At 67.1% G+C, this 16,527-nt stretch carries 14 protein-coding genes; 4 read left to right on the top strand and 10 right to left on the bottom strand.

Translation table 11 applies throughout. The features are described from left to right. Positions 1–47: 47 nt before the first annotated feature. Positions 48–545, bottom strand: a complete 498-nt coding sequence (locus FRCN3DRAFT_RS54615) for a hypothetical protein (RefSeq protein ID WP_131803563.1) — start codon at positions 543–545, stop codon at positions 48–50. 744 nt (positions 546–1,289) lie between these two features. Here FRCN3DRAFT_RS54615 and FRCN3DRAFT_RS0240215 point away from each other — a divergent pair. Then, positions 1,290–2,534 carry an IS4 family transposase gene (locus FRCN3DRAFT_RS0240215; protein WP_027141368.1) on the top strand — a complete coding sequence of 415 codons (1,245 nt, stop codon included), beginning with the start codon at positions 1,290–1,292 and terminating at the stop codon, positions 2,532–2,534. A 542-nt stretch (positions 2,535–3,076) separates the two neighbouring features. On the opposite strand, the gene FRCN3DRAFT_RS0240220 is transcribed toward FRCN3DRAFT_RS0240215, so the two are convergent. Beyond that, positions 3,077–4,228, bottom strand: a complete 1,152-nt coding sequence (locus tag FRCN3DRAFT_RS0240220; protein WP_007506817.1) for a Fic family protein — start codon at positions 4,226–4,228, stop codon at positions 3,077–3,079. Positions 4,229–5,060: 832 nt separating this feature from the next. On the opposite strand from FRCN3DRAFT_RS0240220, the gene FRCN3DRAFT_RS0240230 reads away from it, so the two are divergent. Then, positions 5,061–5,696 carry a carbonic anhydrase gene (locus FRCN3DRAFT_RS0240230; protein WP_007506818.1) on the top strand — a complete coding sequence of 212 codons (636 nt, stop codon included), beginning with the start codon at positions 5,061–5,063 and terminating at the stop codon, positions 5,694–5,696. Positions 5,697–6,036: 340 nt separating this feature from the next. On the opposite strand, the gene FRCN3DRAFT_RS0240235 is transcribed toward FRCN3DRAFT_RS0240230, so the two are convergent. After that, positions 6,037–6,837, bottom strand: a complete 801-nt coding sequence (locus tag FRCN3DRAFT_RS0240235) for a hypothetical protein (protein ID WP_131803564.1) — start codon at positions 6,835–6,837, stop codon at positions 6,037–6,039. 564 nt (positions 6,838–7,401) lie between these two features. Between FRCN3DRAFT_RS0240235 and FRCN3DRAFT_RS0240240 the strand changes: the two genes are divergently transcribed. Then, on the top strand, positions 7,402–8,184 hold the full coding sequence (locus FRCN3DRAFT_RS0240240; protein WP_198536218.1) for a TetR/AcrR family transcriptional regulator: 783 nt from the start codon (positions 7,402–7,404) through the stop codon (positions 8,182–8,184). Here FRCN3DRAFT_RS0240240 and FRCN3DRAFT_RS0240245 read toward each other — a convergent pair. Then, the gene (locus tag FRCN3DRAFT_RS0240245) at positions 8,168–8,389 is read right to left on the bottom strand and encodes a hypothetical protein (RefSeq protein ID WP_027141369.1); all 222 of its coding nucleotides are present in this window, start codon (positions 8,387–8,389) and stop codon (positions 8,168–8,170) included. The two genes, FRCN3DRAFT_RS0240240 and FRCN3DRAFT_RS0240245, sit on opposite strands and share 17 nt — an antisense overlap. A gap of 1,082 nt (positions 8,390–9,471) precedes the next feature. On the opposite strand from FRCN3DRAFT_RS0240245, the gene FRCN3DRAFT_RS0240255 reads away from it, so the two are divergent. Continuing rightward, the gene (locus tag FRCN3DRAFT_RS0240255) at positions 9,472–10,491 is read left to right on the top strand and encodes a terpene synthase family protein (RefSeq protein ID WP_007506822.1); all 1,020 of its coding nucleotides are present in this window, start codon (positions 9,472–9,474) and stop codon (positions 10,489–10,491) included. Positions 10,492–10,644: 153 nt separating this feature from the next. Here the strand turns inward: FRCN3DRAFT_RS0240255 and FRCN3DRAFT_RS0240260 are convergent, their stop codons facing one another. The 6 genes from FRCN3DRAFT_RS0240260 to FRCN3DRAFT_RS48690 all read right to left on the bottom strand — a co-directional run bounded on the left by FRCN3DRAFT_RS0240260 (position 10,645) and on the right by FRCN3DRAFT_RS48690 (position 16,521). Further along, positions 10,645–12,099: a cytochrome P450 gene (locus tag FRCN3DRAFT_RS0240260; protein WP_007506823.1), complete on the bottom strand. Its 1,455-nt coding sequence runs from the start codon at positions 12,097–12,099 to the stop codon at positions 10,645–10,647. A 2-nt stretch (positions 12,100–12,101) separates the two neighbouring features. Continuing rightward, positions 12,102–12,746 (bottom strand): GTP-binding protein, encoded by a 645-nt coding sequence (locus FRCN3DRAFT_RS0240265; protein ID WP_007506824.1) that lies wholly within the window; start codon positions 12,744–12,746, stop codon positions 12,102–12,104. Beyond that, entirely contained in the window at positions 12,727–13,101 is a 375-nt protein-coding gene (locus FRCN3DRAFT_RS0240270; protein WP_007506825.1) for a DUF742 domain-containing protein, read from the bottom strand. Before FRCN3DRAFT_RS0240270 ends, FRCN3DRAFT_RS0240265 begins: the two co-directional genes overlap by 20 nt. Next, positions 13,098–13,508, bottom strand: a complete 411-nt coding sequence (locus FRCN3DRAFT_RS0240275; RefSeq protein WP_007506826.1) for a roadblock/LC7 domain-containing protein — start codon at positions 13,506–13,508, stop codon at positions 13,098–13,100. Before FRCN3DRAFT_RS0240275 ends, FRCN3DRAFT_RS0240270 begins: the two co-directional genes overlap by 4 nt. A gap of 3 nt (positions 13,509–13,511) precedes the next feature. Beyond that, a complete protein-coding gene (locus FRCN3DRAFT_RS0240280; protein WP_007506828.1) occupies positions 13,512–15,011 on the bottom strand; it encodes an ATP-binding protein in 1,500 nt (499 codons plus the stop codon). 814 nt (positions 15,012–15,825) lie between these two features. Beyond that, positions 15,826–16,521 (bottom strand): flavodoxin, encoded by a 696-nt coding sequence (locus FRCN3DRAFT_RS48690; protein ID WP_007506829.1) that lies wholly within the window; start codon positions 16,519–16,521, stop codon positions 15,826–15,828. Positions 16,522–16,527 lie beyond the last annotated feature (6 nt).

Here is a 16,527-nt window from a genome sequence, read left to right on the forward strand (position 1 = left end):
CACGGTCAAGTATGAAGATACTCAAGGAGGTCGACGAACGACGCTATTTATGCCGAACTCCACGAACCAACAAAGAAGTATTCGATTTGTAGATCCGCCCTGGAATCTGAGAGGCCGACAGCTTCTGTCATCGACAGTAGATTGTGCACACACCTCACGAAAGAATGCACATCCGAGCGAAGCAAATGGTCTAGGCCGCGGATCACGATCGCAACTGGAGCCTCGTCGCCTGACATTTGCAGATCCCAAATGCGATCGCTATATGCAGCCCAACTTCCCGCCCCGAGTTCGGAGAAATGAAGCCTCTTGGTGAGTTCCTTCAGGAGCTCTTCCTCAGGATTTCCCGCATCTCGTGGAAGATCCACGTAGACCAGACGGAAGCCTAGCCTAACAACGGTCTCGACCAGGATTTTCTCGTCATGCCCATCCACAAAGAAAGGCTTAGACCTCAACCATGGCAGGTTAGCCACCATGTCGACCCACAACTTCGGCGCTTTTGGCGTTTCAGCATCCACACTGCGGCCCTCGGATTTGAACGAATCCATCTTTGTAGTGTCCTGTATACCAGATTTCACCCTGACCCTCGAACACAGTCGACCGCTTTCCGGCCGATGGCTCCCAGGCATAGTCGGCAGGATATCCGTCTCGACATAGCAGTTTGGGTGACGCCGCCGACAGAGTCCCGTTCTCATCATCGACCTAATCACATTCTCGGCGTAAGGATGGAGATCCTCAGGAGCACCGCCGAGATTCACGTGCCCCGTAAAGTTCACCTTAATTATGCACCAAGACCGGCGTACCACGTTCACCATCCAGCCCGGCCCCGGCAGATAGGGAAAGCAGGACGCCGCCCCTCAATGTGCCGCGGGGTCGGCTATTCAGATCCTTACGGAAGGTGGCTGCCGCCGGAGTCGGGGCGGCGCTCGACCGGTGCCAAACCGGTGACGAACTGCGGCGCAGCCGACGGCACGAGCCGTCACCAACCGACACAAACAGCGATCACACCAGCCGAGCCGCGCACCCGATTGCCAACCGCCGCAGCACAAAACGGCTGTGAACGGCATCCCACGTCAGCCGACGACAGTAGCCCAGCCGGCCGGAAAAGAAGACTCATAATCCTCCGGTCGTGGGTTCGAGTCCAATGCCACTTGATTAGCGGGATGGTCGTGTTGTCAATTTCAACACACCAATAGACTGTCCAGGTTAGGGCAACCCGGGCTGGTCATTTGTCGAAGATGGACAACGCGCTCCGTCGGCGCGTTGATCCTGGTCCTCGTAGAATGGGTGGTGTGGCGCGTCTTTCGGAGACCTTTGAACTACCTGCGGTCGCTGGCGATCGGTTGACAGATCGGATTTCGATCGGTGTTCTCGCGCGGGTCGTTCCACGGGATGTCGTCGACGAGGTTCTCGCCGAGACGCGTCGGTTGGAACAGCGGACGAGGTCGCTGCCGGCGAGGGTCGTCGTCTATTTCACGATGGCGATGTGCCTGTTCTTCGAGGACGACCGCGAAGAAGTGATACGCCGACTCGTCGGAACCTTGCGGTGGCTGGGCTCGTGGAAGACGGAGTGGAAGATCCCGACGACAGGGGCGATCTCCCAGGCCCGGGTACGGCTGGGCGCGGAGCCAGTGAAACTGCTGTTCGAGCGGGTCGCGGTACCGGTCGCCGGGCTGGGCACGAAAGGTGCATGGCTCGGGTCGCGGCGGCTGATGGCCATCGATGGTTTCCAACTCGACGTCGCCGACACCGCCGAGAACGCCGAGGAGTTCGGCCGGTCCACGAACGGGCCGAAAGCGGCGGCATTCCCGCAGGCCATGGTCGTCGCGCTCGCCGAATGCGGCACCCACACGATCGTGGGCGCCGCGATCGGAGGCTGCCTCGGCGACGAGCGGTCACTCGCCGCACCCCTGCTGGATACCTGCGAGCCGGGGATACTGCTGACGACCGACGAAGCCTTCTATGGCTTCGACCTGTGGCGCCGCTTCGCGGCGACCGGCGCGGACCTGCTCTGGCGGGTCAACTCGCTGCTGACCCTGCCCGTCATCAAAGCCCTTCCCAACGGCTCCTACCTGTCGCTGCTGATCGACCCGAAAATCCCCGTCGCCAAACGAGGCCCACTGATAGCAGCTGCCCGCGCCGGCAACCCGCCACCTACCAGCACAGCGCTACCAGTCCGAGTCATCGAATACTCGATAGCAGACTCCGACACCCGCGGACCAAGTGAACTGATATGCCTGATCAGCACTGTCATCGACCACACCGACACCGCCGCGATCGAACTCGCCACCGCCTACCACGAACGCTGGGAAATCGAGAACATCTTCGACGAGACCAAAACCCACCAGCGAGGCGACAAACGCACCCTACGATCCAAGAAACCCGAGCTCGTGAAACAGGAAATCTGGGCGCTCCTGCTCACCCACTACGCCATACGCACCCTCATGACCCAAGCCGCCGACGAAGCCGATGCCGACCCCGACCGGCTCTCCTTCATGAGAACACTGCGCATCATCCGCCGCCAGGTCACCGACTAGGCGGACTTCCCCCCTGACCGACACGCCCACGCACTCCACCAGACCTACCTGGAAATCCGCGAACGCCTCACCCCCACCCGCCGCCACCGCAGCTACCCACGCGCCGTCAGACGAACCCGATACAACGGCTACCGCACCAAACGCCCAACCGACGTCGAGACCCGGTTCGCCACCCCACCCAAGATCATCCTTGCGCGGGCAGCTTAACTAAGCGGCATTGGGTTCGAGCCCCACCCGCCCCACACTCACTTCTGATGTTCCCGCAGGGTCAACGAGGTCGATGTGGATCAGCCTCGTCGGCCGGCGACCGGCTCGGGCAGCTCGATCGGCAACGAGTCTCCGCCGATATCGTCGAATCTTGCATATTTCGTTATCAGGCAAGATGCGGGCATCTCATCCGGACAGTGCTCCTACAGCAGGGGATCAGCAAGATCGAGAAGGTCTCAGACACCTACCTCGATCACAACCTCCTCCCGCAGCGCTTGGTCATCCTCGGGCATTCCACTCCTGCGCTGCATGGCAGGCACTGCTTCCTGTCACGCCTACCCTGGTCCCCGTCGGTCGGTGTATGGATTCCTCAGAGTCATCGGGGTGCGCGCGATGTCGAGCGCGAACTGAGGGAAGCGGGGGCCTGCCGTGTAGTAGCGGGCCCGGGTCCGGCCGACCGGTACCAGGACGTTAGCCGTGGTGAGGTCGCGGAGGTCACGTTGTGCCTGCTGCAGGCTCAGGCCTTCGGCGTGCTCGTAGCGTGAGCGCCGGACGCGTCCGGCCATGGCGACGTCGTGGAGGGCGGTCACCACTCGCTCGTCCAGGCCGTTGCCGCCAGCGAACTCCGAGAGCGCGCGCCATACCTGTCCGGAGCGGTCGAGCCGGCCTTGAACTGTCTGGGCCTGCTGGTGGTAGGCAGTCAGATTGAAGCCGACCCAGCTGGCGACGTCCTGGTCGGGAACGTACGTCGGGCCCCGATCGGCCAGTTCACGATAGTAATCCCAGGTGTTGCCGGGGCGGCCGAGCCACGCCTCGATAGACGAGAACTCCGGCGCGAGGACACCTTCCCGGGCGATCATCAGCGTCTGGAGCGAACGGGACATCCGGCCGTTCCCGTCAACCCAAGGGTGGATCGACACAAGGTGTAGATGTGCCATAGCCGCCCGTACGAGCAGGTGGGTGTCATCCTCGGTGTCGAGCCAGTCGACGAGCTCCTCCATGAGGGTCGGGACGTCGTTGGCGTCGGGGGCGGTGTAGGCCGCGATGCTTGGATCGCGGGCGTCCGTGACGTAGACGGGACCCCGGCGCCATTGTCCGGCCGGCTTGCGGGCGATATGACGATGGCCCTGCAACATCCAGTGCAGCGCGTTGAAGAGACCCTTGCTGTAGGCGAAGTCTTGGGCATCGTGGAGCGTCTGGATGTAGGTCATCATCCGCTGGTAGGCGAGGGTTTCTTCACGGTTTTCGTCTGAGACCTCGACGTCTCTCTCGCCATCTATCAAGTCCTCGACATCGACTGTGGACACCTTGAAACCCTCGATGGAGTTCGAGGCCGCGACCGCATCGGCGGTCAGGAACTTCCGGAGCCCAGCGGTCCATTTCGCCGGTGTGGCCTGGATTTGGTGCCTCAGCGCCTGCCGCATGGCGTCGATCTCGTCGAGCGCGCGCTCGTCGGCAGGCGCGAGCGACGGCGTGGGGTAGAGCATGCACAGATGATATGTTGACGCAGTCATCACGTCAAAAGATCGCTACCGTTCGAGTCAGACCGGCCGGCGGATCTAGGGCGCACGTCGGACGCAACCTGGGCCTGCGGCCCGCTCTGGCCCGCCAGGTGACCTGTCCAGCATGTGACGCCCACCATGTTGATCACTCAGACGGGCTGTCGACCAATCGCGATACAGAGGAGTATTCGACGCTCCACAGTCACGCGGCGGCAATGAGGGACGAACGGCTCACACCGCCGCGAGCAACCGAATGACCTGATCACAAGAAGATCTACGATCACGATCACCCGACTCGGCTCAACGCAACATTCCCCCGCCGCTGGCCCCGACCACCGGGCGCGCCCTGCGCACACACAGGGCGATGCGCCCACGCGGGAACTATCTACTCCGCCCCGGCGACCCGCCCGGCTCCCGCCACCAGTGGGAGACGTGGTTCCGCGCCGCACGCACCGCGATCACCCACACGGCGATCATGATGCCCGGCGCCCCCGACCGAGCCGGCGATCGACACCGCCTCCGTACATGCCAGCTGCCACTGCCGACATCCAGCCGGCCAACCACCTCAACGAGCCCCTCAACGACCACCGCCCCACCAGGGACGAGACCAGCGTCCACCGAACCACGATCCAGCGATCGTCACCTCATCTCGACGGTCCAGTCCACCGCCACCAGTCCTCGGAGGCGTGATCAGCGACCACCACCGCGCCGCCTGACCCGGCGGCGCGGTTGTCTGCCCAACTCGATCGCTGTGACCTTTTGCGTCTCCACTCCGAACTGGAAAACGACTCATCGCAGGTCAGGTAGGTTGCTGCGCATGCCCGACCTCGCACCCGCCTCGCCTGCCGACGCGTATGCGGCCCTGCTGGAGGGCAACGCGCGGTTTGTGCATGGGGAACGGCTGCATCCCAATCAGGACGCCGACCGCCGATCAGCGGTGGTGCCACGGCAACGCCCGTTCGCGGTGCTGTTCGGATGTTCCGACTCCAGACTCGCCGCCGAGATCATCTTTGACCGGGGGCTGGGCGACCTGTTCGTGGTCCGTACCGCCGGCCATGTCGCGGGACCCGAGGTGCTGGGCAGCATCGAGTACGGCGTCCACGTGCTGGGGGCACCGCTGGTCGTCGTCCTTGGTCATGACTCGTGCGGCGCCGTCACCGCCGCATCCGAGGCTGACCGGGACGGGGTCGCACCGGCTGGCTATATCGGAGACGTGGTGGAGCGGGTCATGCCCAGCATCCTGTGGGCGCGCGCGGCAGGATGCACCGACATCGACCAGTTCGTCGAGGCGCACATACGCCGGACGGTCGACGGACTGGTGGGACGGTCGGCCCTCCTGGCGACCGAGGTCGCGGCAGGCCGGTGCGCGATCGTCGGGCTGTCCTACCGCCTGGCGGACGGCACCGTCAGCGTCGTGTCCGGTAAGGGGCCTCTCCCCCAGGTGGTCCGGTGATCCACACGAGTGCCCCGATCCGCGCGGATGACCGAGCGCCCTGACGGCGGGAGCGGTGTCTGCTGGCCGCGCCGGGCGCAGACCGGACAGCCTTGGATGCTGTGAACAGGGTCTGACCGGGCATGTCGACGATCGCGACGCCGCCCGGCCGTGCCGCCGCAGCCCGGCCGACAGAGGGTTCGCCGACGAGACATAGTGCGCCACGAGGCGCTTGGCCGTATCCCGGCTCAGCTGGAAGGGGACTCGAAGGGAGGTCCCTGGGTCCGATGGCTCACCCCGACCGGAGGCACCAGCGTGACCCATGGCGCTCCCGAAGGAGCACCAGACGGCGCAGGTGTACTCAACGTGTCGATCCGCGGGTCCGCATGAACAGACTTCCGCCGAGCGCCGCGAACCAGGCGGCCAGGACGATCTGGCTGCAGGTCACCGCCGCGACCGAGAACAGCCACGGGTAGGCGGCCACCAGCTGGAGGATGCCCGCGATGACGCCCAGCACGCCCAGGGCTGCGCCCCTCTCGCGGTCACGGATCATCGCGACTCCGATGGTGAGGCCGGCGACCATCAGGATGAGACTCACCGCGTGGGCTCCCCCCGCCCAGGTGGTGACGACGAGTGCCAGGGCTGATGGATCGCCGGCGACGTCCATGCCGTAGGCGGGATAGACAAGCCGGCCGTACACGACGCCGAAGACCACGCTCACCGGGGTGGTCAGTGCGATCAGCGCGACTCCCACAGCAATCCCCGGCCGACGGCGAGCGCCCATACCCTGCCACGCCCCGACCACACCCACGGCGAGCAGCGCCGCGCCGATGACGAGGCATTCGTCAACCAGGGCGAGCGTCAGATGATGGGACTCGGTCCACATCGACAGCTCCTCGGCTGTCGAAGGTGGCCATGCCGTGGCCTGGAGCACGGCCGCCGCGCCGGCGAGGAGCCCCGAGAGGACCAGCGCGAATCCGGAAATACGGAGGATACCTTTCTCTGGCGCAGAAGCCTTGCCGATGAATCCACGGTCAGGTTGTGGTTCGACTCGCTCAGCATGAGCCGCCGACATCCGTCTTGCCGATGATGGAATGTCAATCACGACCTTGCGACTCCTTTCCTGAATTGCGGCTCTCCCGGTGCCAAAGGTGCTGCCCACGCACAGGTCCACCTCGGCCGCCCGGCTCGCAGCGGATCGCCGAACGCGCGCGAAAGACCTCGACAAACGAGCCGAGGGCCTGCCGTGCAAGAATCCTCGCTCGCGCTTTGCGGCAGATCTGGTGAGCCAGGCCGATCCTTTGGCCATGCTGAAGGCCGCGACGCGCCAGCCGTCGCATGGTCAAGATTTCCGGCCGGTCATGAACGCCCGCGCACCCGCACCGCTCCCACCGACGCCGTCTTCCCTGGTCGCCGCCGGAGACAGGCTGAAACCGTGGGTCGGGGCTCGATGACAAGTTGTCGACAGCCATGGCGGCTTGGTCCGGAGCCTCATCAACACCCATCACCCGGGTCCCGGCCTCCGTCACGCCGACGCCGATCTCCTGCACGACGCCTCGGGAGCCCCCGACCGCGACCCGGCAACCAGCAAGACCCCCTCAGGCATGCCTCACTCATGGAACTAACAGTACCGTACTTGGTATTGATGGTACCGTACATGGTACTGCCCTGCTAGGGTGGGCTCATGCCACGGCCGCGCATGAACGACCGGGAGATGGAGCGACGGATGCTCGATGCCGCCGTCGCGCTCGTGCACGAACAAGGCATCTCCACCGGCCTGGAGGGGATTGCGTTCGACGAAGTCGTCCGACGGGCGGAAGTCTCGCGGACGTCCGCATATCGCAGGTGGCCCAAGCGCGACCAGTTCTACGGCGAAGCACTCCTGAGGCTGGCAAGCGGCACCATCCTCCCCGCACCAGAGACGAGCGTCACCGGTCCTGCGGCCAAGGTCGTGGTGGACTATGCCCACCGGCTGAATTCCCCTCAGGAGCGCCGCAACCTCGTGGTCGAGCTGCTCCGCGTGTCCATCGGCAAGGACTACGAGGTGGTCAGTACGGCTCCTGAGTGGCGGACCTTCACCAGCCTGCTGGCAAGCCACCAGCGCATCAGTAACGAAGATGTACGCGAAGCGGTCGCCGCCGAGCTGGTCGCCACGGAACGTCGCGCCGTCGAGGTACGAGCCCGAGCGTATGCGTTGTTCACCGCACTACTCGGATACCGCCTCGCCCCACCGCTGGCTGGACCCGACGGATTCGAACTCATGAGTCGCGCGGCCGGAGCCACCATGACGGGTCTGCTCACAAAGCTCAATCTCAGCGATCCCGACGGTCAGGTTCCGCGGCGTATGCGAGCCTTCGGAAGCACCGAGTACGCGGAATGGACGCCCGCCGTATACATAATCACCTCGACCGTCCTCGGTTACATCGAACCCGATCCCGGGATCGAATGGAGTCCGGCCCGAGTCGACGATCTGCTGACCGCCATCACGGGTTTCACCTCGCAGGCCTGACGTCATGGGCAGGATCGGTGTGCGGGGCGTGGCTGACCACGGCCCGGTCGAAGCTGTCGATCCGGCTCCAGGCCAGCAGGGTCTCGAGCTCCTCGCGGTACTCGGCCACCAGGTCGTCGCCGTCGGCGGCGAGCAGCGGGGACAGCAGCTCGGCCATCCGCGCGGCGACCGCGTAGGTCGACGAAAGCCTGCCACCACTGCCCACGCGGCAGGGACCAACCACGCCCGAACTCAGCCGACCGCAATCATGACCGTCTGAGGACCCTTCAGCGGATCGGGTCGAACCACCCTTCATGACAGCACCGAGGCGCGACATGATGTCCGACACATTTGGACTCCCGTGAGTAGCCGGGAGGGATTGCGTGAACCTGCCGATTCACACGGCTCCCGTCGTCCCGTCGTCCACGATCACGACTTGCGGAGCCTCCAGCGGTCGAAGAGCCCCGGGTAGAGCCTCGCGATCCTGCCCAAGGCTCGCCCATTCCGGCTCCACCTGCCGCAGGGTTGATCTCCTTCGCGAGCTCGACACTCGTACCCGAGGAGGATGCAAGAGGCGTGTTCGGACGAGCCACGCCTCGTGTCGGCCCGGCAGTACACGATGCGGGTTCCACCCGGATGGAGCTCCAACCCCCCGCGCTTGGCCAGACGCCGCGGGACCGCGTCACGCACATGACGCGCTTCGGTCTCGCCGGCCGAGAAGACCGCCGCCGAGCGAGACCGACTCCGAGACCAGCCGCAGGAACGCCAGCAGCCCGGCGCCGTTCGCGTCCGCCGTCCTCGCGGCCAGCGCCCACTCAGCCTCCTGACTGTCCCAGAGCTGGGGCCGCGGCTCCTTACGCGGCGGCTTCACCAAGTGCCCGCGGGACCTGCCATGACGGGAGCTGACTTTCCCGGAATCCGTGGTCGTGCGACCGGGTAACCGGGCAGAATGAGTTGGCAACGGAGTATCCCGGGACTCGGGAAGTGACTTCAACGATCCCGACCATGCCGGCCGGCCCCGTTGCCTGTGCAGGCACCCATCTTCCGTCACGGTCCGTCACCCTGACCGGAGGCAGTTCGCCACCATCACATCAGCCCGGCCATCACACCCTGTCACTGAAATCGGGTCGCGGTCTATGCCGCCGCGCGCATCAACCTCTCCCGGCCATCCTCGCGAAGATCACATGAAGCGCTCTGACTTGCGATTATGGCTCCTTCCTCAACCCTGTGCGCCTCCTTGGAGCAGCCCGCGACCCCCATGACTCCAGGAGTGCCCGACGCCGCACCTCAGGAAAACGAGAGCGGTCCGTGATCACCATTCACAACCAGGAGACAGGCCAAGACGCGATGAATGGCGAGCAGATCCTCACCGTGCACGAAGCTGCGCGCTCCTGGCAGCCGAACAGGAACGCTGCCGAAGCCCTGGCGCACACCGTCGAATGGCTAACCTACTTCCAGGTCTACACGCCCCGAGCTGAGAGGTACGCCACACTTTCAGCCTGGGTGTACCCTCTGGCCCCGCTGCCGGAGTTGGAACTCGCTTGCGACATCAGCAGCTTCTTTCGGATCTACGACGACTTCACGGACGACCTGGCGGCGGATATCAGCCGCATCAACGTGATCAGCGCGGAGCTCACCGGGATTCTGTACGGGAGACCCCCGAAGTCCCACATGGGGATGATCTTCAGTGATCTGTGGACCCGGCAGATCATCAGTTCGCCGGACCAGTGGGTGGCTCGGGCCAGCGAGCACTGGGAATGGTATTTCAACACGCAGGCCACGTACGCGGCGATGCGGGACCGGCGGCTGGACACGACGGTCGAAGAGTACTTGGAACTACGCCAGGGAAACGGCGCGGTGCCGCTGTGCCTGGTGCTCGGCGAGAAGGTGAACTTCACCTACCTGGCGCCGTACATCCACCACTGCACACAGTTGCGACTGCTGCGCAAGTTGGCCAGCGACATCATCGTGTACTGCAACGACGTCTACTCGTCGGTCCGCGACGCGAAGCGTGACGACCCGCGCAACCTGATCACGATCATCCGCGACCAGGACGGCTGCGACTGGCAGGAGGCGAGAGCCCGCTGCGAGCGGGAGATGCGAACGCTCGACGAGTCGATGCACACCACAAAGCAGCGCCTTGACACGGCCTGCGACGTGCTGCAGTTCACCGACGCGGAACGCGCCCAGGCCCGGATGGGAGCGCGGATCGTCGACGACTGGAACTGGGGTTACCAGGCGTGGGCCGCCGCCAACGAGCTGCTGATGGACACGGATCCGCCGCGCGAGGAGATCTCTCGCATGCTCACCTCACCGCGGGCGGCCTAGAGGGCCCAAGGATGTGCGAAAATGATCTTCTTTCGCGCATCCGGGCGGCCGCTGTACCCAGAGTCACTGATAGGTGCGTCGGAAACAAAAGAGTGGCGCCCGGGAATCGCTCCCGAGCGCCACTGAGCGGTACGTCAGCCGACCGCGAAGACCCTAGCGCCGACGGCGGAACAGGCCGACCAGCGCGGCCCAGAAGCCACCGCGGGTGTCCGACTCGGCCTGCGCTTCGGCCTCGGCCACCGCCGCCAGCGCGTCCTTGGCGGCACTCGGCTCGACCGGGGCGGAGGCCGCCGGGGCGGCTGGCGCAGACCGCAGGGCCAGGCGGCGCTGCGGGGCGAACGTGACCGGGAGCGCGTCAAGGTGCCGGGACCAGGTCGAGGCGGTCCAGGTCAACTGGTCCTCCGGCACCGCGAGGTGCAGGTCGGGCAACCGGTTGAGCAACACGTCGACGCCGGTGTCGGTGATGGCGCGGGCGATCTCCTGCCCCGAGCACTCGTGCGGGCCCCGGCTGAACGCCAGATGCGAGCGGTTGCCGTGCATCGGCGCGCCGGGATCCGGGCGGATCTCCGGATCCGCGTTGCCCGCCGCGATGCCGAGCAGCAGCATGTCGCCCTCGCGAATCTCCTTGTCGGCGAAATGCATGTCGTGCGTGGCGAACCGCGCCGGGCAGACCAGCAGCGGCGGATCGTCCCACAGCATCTGCTCGACCGCGTCCGGCAGCGTCATGAGCCCACCGGTGAGCGACGCGCGGAAGCGGGGGTCGGTCAGCACCATCCGCAGCGTGTTCGAGACCAGGTTCGTCGTGGTCTCGTAGCCCAGCACGATCACCACGCGCAGGTGGTTGAGCACCTCCTCGTCGGTCAGCCCCGAGGGGTGCTGGATGAACCAGGACGCCAGGTCGTGCGCGGGGGTTTTGCGCCGCGCCTGGGTCAGCGACTGCAGGGTGCTGATGATGTACTGGTTGTGCGCGTACGCCTCCTCGCCACCGCTGACCATGCCGACGATGGCTTCGACCAGTTTCCGGCCGTACCCCTCGCTCAGGCCGACCAACCGGCTCAGCACGAGCATCGGAAGGTGCGCGGCGAACTGGGTCACCAGGTCCGCGCGGCCGTCCTCGACGAAGCCGTCGATCAGCTGGTTCGCGTAGCGCTGCACGTGCCGCCGGGTGCCGCCCCGGTCGAACCTGGTCAGGCACTCGTTGACCGCGGCGCGCAGCCGCTGATGCTCCTCGCCGTCGTAGGACACGACGTCGGGACGCCATCCGATGAGCTGAAGCAGCGGGTCGTCCGCGGCGATCCTGCCCTCGTTCCAGTCCCGCCAGAGCCGGGCGTCCCGGGTGAACCGGCTCGGGGTGCGCGCGACCTCCATGTTCTCCCGGTAACCGAGCACCAGCCAGGCCGGGACGCCACCCTCGAGTTCCACCGGGGCGATCCCGCCGTGTTCCGCGCGGAGCTTCTCGTAGACCGCGCCGGGATCGTGCTGCGCTTCCGGGCCGTAGAGCGCGGTCAGTGCGGCACCCTGTGCGAAGGCCGCGTGCGCCGGACACCCCGGCGGCGGGATCGCAGCGTCCGATTCCGCGCCTGATGACTGGGGTATGACTGTCGACACGCTTACTCCGTGGCGGCTGAGGCGGCCACCGGGGCCGCGGACTGGGTGGACAGCCGGTACAGGTAGCGCATGAGGGCCAGCAGGGTGTCCCGGCTCGAGGCCCGGCTGCGCGCATCGCACGCGACGATCGGCACGGCGGCCGGCAGATCCAGCGCGGCACGCACCGCTTCCAGCGGGTGGGTCGGGGCGTCCGGGAAGACGTTGACGGCCACGATGAACGGCACGCCGCCGTCCTCGAGCCGCCCGATGACGTCGAAGCTGGCCTCGAGCCGCCGGGTGTCGACCAGCACGACGGCGCCAAGGGCTCCCTCGAACAGACCGGTCCACAGGAACCAGAAGCGCTGCTGTCCGGGCGTGCCGAACAGGTAGAGCACCAGTTGCTCGTTGATGCTGATCCGGCCGAAGTCCATGGCCACGGTGGTCGCGTCCTTCTGCTCGACCCCGCGGACGTCGTCCACACCGACGCTGACCTCGGTCATCGTCTCCTCGGTCGTCAGCGGTCTGATCTCGCTGACGGAGCCGACCAGGGTCGTCTTGCCGACGCCGAACCCACCGACCACGACGATCTTGACCGCGGTGGTGGCCGAGGCGGGCAGCGCGTCCTCGCGCGCCGGTCCGACGGCCAGCTCAGAGCCTCTGGAGTCCATTCATCACCGCCTTGAGCAGTTCAGGATCGCCGAGTCCGTCCATGCGCACCGAGGCGCGCACCTCGACGAGCGATTCCCTGAGCAGGTCGGAGACCAGGATGGCGACCACGCTGAACGGCAGCTTGAGGTACGCCGAGATCTCCGCCATGGACAGGGGCCAGTGGCACATGCGCAGGATGGACGCGTGCTCCGGCTGCATCTCCGGCCGGGCCGCGGCCCGCGCCACCACGAGGGTGATCAGGTCGATGTCGGCCCGGCGGCCCGAGGCGCCGCGCCCGCCGGTGAGGACGTACAGGCGCTCGGGGCCGCCCTCCTCCCAGGCGGAGGGCGCGTCGTTGATCGGGGACGGGGTCACCCGGCCGTCCTCTCCTCCATCCGCGGCGGACTGGTGAGATGCTCACCGATGCGTGCGACCAGGTTGCGCATCTGCTGCCCCATCAACCCCGCGTCCACCCCTTCGTCAGCCAGCACCGCGAGGTACGCGCGCGCGCCGGCCGCCATGAGGTAGAAGAATCCCCCGCCCACCTCGATCACCACGAGCCGCATGCGCTTGTCCCCCTGCGGGAACTCGGCGCCGACGGCGGCGGACAGGCTCTGCAGTCCGGCGCACGCGGCCGCGAGGCGGTCGGCGGTGTCCACATCTGTGTTGTGCTGGGCCATGCGCAGGCCGTCCGCGGTCAGGACGATGACATGCCGGGTGCCCGGCACGCTCTCCGCAAGGTCCTTGAGCATCCAGTCCATGCTGGGCCGCAGGTGGTCCATCGACTACTCGCCTTCCTTGCTCGACGCATCGTCAGTCAGGGCGTGCTCGGTGCTCGTGCCCTCGCCGGAGACCGCGTTCTGGAACGCGGCGAGCCACAGTCCCGGCGGCGGGGACGGCGCGGCGGGAGCAGATCCGTTACTCGATACGGGCGGAGTGGGGGTGGCGGACTGCGGCGCGGTCAGACTCCGCTGGCTCCCGCTTCCGGCGAGCGGGGCGGCGACGCCGCGCCTGCGCTGCGGCAGGCCGTTGTTGTTGATCTCGATGTGCCGCGGCTCCTCCGGCTGCAGGGCGATGGCGGGCACCGGCTTGTTCGGGTTCGCCCGGACCGCGGCGCTCGGGTTGGCCGCGGACAGCGGCACGGCGGTGGCCAGGTCGCGTGGGATGATCAGCACGGCGCGCACGCCGCCGTACGCCGAGGGCCGCAGCGAGACCTTGAAGCGGTGGGTCTGCGCCAGCCGGCCGACCACGGACAGACCGAGGCGCGGGTTCTCGCCGAGGTCGGCGAGGTCGAGGCCCGACCTGACCTCGCCGAGCACCCGCTCGGCGCGCAGCCGGGCCTCCTCGCCGAGGCCCACGCCGCCGTCCTCGATCTCGACCGCGATCCCGGACTGCACCTCGACCGCCGTCATGTGCACGCGCGTCTGCGGCGGCGAGTACCGGGTGGCGTTGTCCAGCAGCTCGGCGAGCGCGTGGATGAGCGGTTCGACGGTGGGTCCCGAGATGGCGACCTCGACCACCGAGTGCAGCTCGACGCGCTGATAGTCGGTGATCCGTGACATCGCGCCGCGCAGCACGTTGAACAGCGGCACCGGATGCTGCCACTGCCGGCCGGGGCGAGATCCACCGAGCACGGCGAGCGAGTCGGCGAGCCGGCCGATCAGCGCGGTGCCGTGGTCGAGACGGAGCAGGTCGTCGAAGACGTCGGGGCTCCCGCCGTGCCGCTCCTCCATCTCGCGCAGATCCTGGAACTGCTGGTGCACGATGGCCTGGACACGGCGGGCCACGTTGACGAACGCACGCTGCGAGGAGTCGCGCAGATCCTCTTCCGCCTTGACCGCCTCGAGGACCGAGCGGACCACGTCGTCGTGCGCCTTGATGAAGGCGGCGCCGAGGGCGGGCGACTGGCCGGGGCCGGACAGCGCCTCCTCGATCGAGTCGCCGCGGTGCAGCCGGCTGATCGCGGCGGGCAGCACCTCGACGGCGAGGCGGCTGGTCTCGGCCTCCTGCATCTCCAGGCGGCGCACGAGCTCCCGCTCGGTGGCGGCCTGCCGACGGCGCAGCTGGACGATCTCGTTCCCGCGGCGGCGGATCTCGGCGCAGGCCAAGCCGACCGCGACCGCCGCGACCAGGCCGCACACGGCAACGCCGCCCCGGGCGCGCGGAGCGACGAGAAGGACCGCGGCCACCGTACAGAGCGCGGTCAGGGCTGCTGCTACCAGGGCGCCGAAGACGACGGAGGAGCCGCCTTCCGAGCCACGAGGTGACGGTCGCTTGCGTTTCATTCGCAGAACCTTGGTCTGATTGTGGGCGTGTGTCGGTGACCGACGGGGACAGGAAGAGAAGTCACGGATGCGGCCCGCGGAGAGACTCGCGCGCCGCCGAGGGCCCGACGGCGATGTCCTGACAGGGCACGCGGCCACCTTGCTCAGTGTTCGAATACGGCGCGGTTCTGATATCTCTCCGGACGGGACTGACGTTATCTCAGGCCGCCGACGCGACAGAAATGCGCCCGCGCTTGGATGTGCCGGGCGCACGCCGCAGGGATCCGCGTGGCGGGCGGCGACAGCACGGACTGCAAGGACCATCCGCTCTTGGTCCGTGGGTTCGGCGTTCAAATCCCCGGCGGCGCACCCGTTCCGACCTGGCCATATAGCCCGCGCCGCCCGACGAGTTGGTCGGGCATCCGGCGCCACACCGCCCGCCGACTCGTCAGCCTGACTCCATGTGCCCGACCGGCGCTCCGCCCTTCAACAGATGACGCCCAATACGGCAGCCGTTGTTTTACGACCAGTTGGGTTTGGTGGCCTCGGTGTCGGTCGTGGTTAACCTCGGGTCCGAGTCTGGTGACCCGAACTACGGCTGTGATGTCAGGTGCCCCGCGAGCAGGGAACAGCACACCGGCCGGCGTCGCCGTGGCTGGGTCTCGTGGTGTCTGACCGCCGACCGCCAAGCCGTCGCCGACGGGACCGGGCCGAGCCCGCCGCGCGGACCTCACCCTTGGCGACTCAGTTTGACCTGCTGCTTGGTGACGTGCCCCTTTCCCCTTCGGTCCACCCGCGGGAGGGGCCCACAGCGGTGTCGTGAAGGTTGGGCACCCTAGGCGAGGCCGGCGCGGGTCAGCCAGGTCGAGACCTGCTGGTCGGCGTCGGCGTCGGCGACGGTCTCGCCGAGTACGGCCAGGCCGTCGCGGATGGTGCCTCCGCGGCAGGCGCGGCCGTAGTCCTCGGCGGCCCTGCCCAGGCCGCTGACGGCGTAGGTGACGACCGGATGGACGATCTTGCCGGTGAAGTCGAGCGCTCCGGTGAACGTCCACATGATCATCGGTGGTCGTACGTTCCAGATGGGGCCGGCGAGCAGCACGACGTCGTACTGGGCGATGGATGGCAGCGGTTTGGCGATCGCCGGGCGTGCGTCGGCGTTCTGCTCGCGGACGTTGCGCGCCACCGTGGCTTCGTAGTCGTCCGGGTAAGGGTCAGCGGCCTCGATGCGGTGGACGTCGCAGTCGATGCGGGCGGCGATGCTGCGGGCCAGCACCTCGGTGTTGCCGACCGTGAGGTTCCGGCGGCCGCCGTAGTAGTAGTTCTCGCCGGCCCGGGAGAAGTACGCCAGCAGCACCCGTCCCGACCGTGCGGAGTCAGGGGCGGCCGTCACGGTTGCGCTTCCTTTCGCGGTGGCATCGTCGCGGGCGCCCGGCTCCGGGTCGGATGCGGACGTGCAGCCGACGAGCGCGGCGCCAGCGGTGGCCGCCAGCGCCGCGCCGAGCAGCGCCCTGCGGGTCGAGAGCTCGCTCATCGTCCC

The sequence above is a fragment of the Pseudofrankia saprophytica genome, from assembly GCF_000235425.2.
Taxonomy (GTDB): domain Bacteria; phylum Actinomycetota; class Actinomycetes; order Frankiales; family Frankiaceae; genus Pseudofrankia; species Pseudofrankia saprophytica.

Bases quoted from the DNA above. Each gene is read 5' to 3' on its own strand.
- FRCN3DRAFT_RS0240230 (WP_007506818.1), top strand. From the start codon at position 5,061: ATGCCCGACCTCGCACCCGCCTCGCCTGCCGACGCGTATGCGGCCCTG.
- FRCN3DRAFT_RS0240275 (WP_007506826.1), bottom strand. From the start codon at position 13,508: ATGGACCACCTGCGGCCCAGCATGGACTGGATGCTCAAGGACCTTGCG.
- FRCN3DRAFT_RS0240240 (WP_198536218.1), top strand. From the start codon at position 7,402: ATGCTCGATGCCGCCGTCGCGCTCGTGCACGAACAAGGCATCTCCACC.
- FRCN3DRAFT_RS0240265 (WP_007506824.1), bottom strand. From the start codon at position 12,746: ATGGACTCCAGAGGCTCTGAGCTGGCCGTCGGACCGGCGCGCGAGGAC.
- FRCN3DRAFT_RS48690 (WP_007506829.1), bottom strand. From the start codon at position 16,521: ATGAGCGAGCTCTCGACCCGCAGGGCGCTGCTCGGCGCGGCGCTGGCG.
- FRCN3DRAFT_RS0240220 (WP_007506817.1), bottom strand. From the start codon at position 4,228: ATGCTCTACCCCACGCCGTCGCTCGCGCCTGCCGACGAGCGCGCGCTC.
- FRCN3DRAFT_RS54615 (WP_131803563.1), bottom strand. From the start codon at position 545: ATGGATTCGTTCAAATCCGAGGGCCGCAGTGTGGATGCTGAAACGCCA.
- FRCN3DRAFT_RS0240280 (WP_007506828.1), bottom strand. From the start codon at position 15,011: ATGAAACGCAAGCGACCGTCACCTCGTGGCTCGGAAGGCGGCTCCTCC.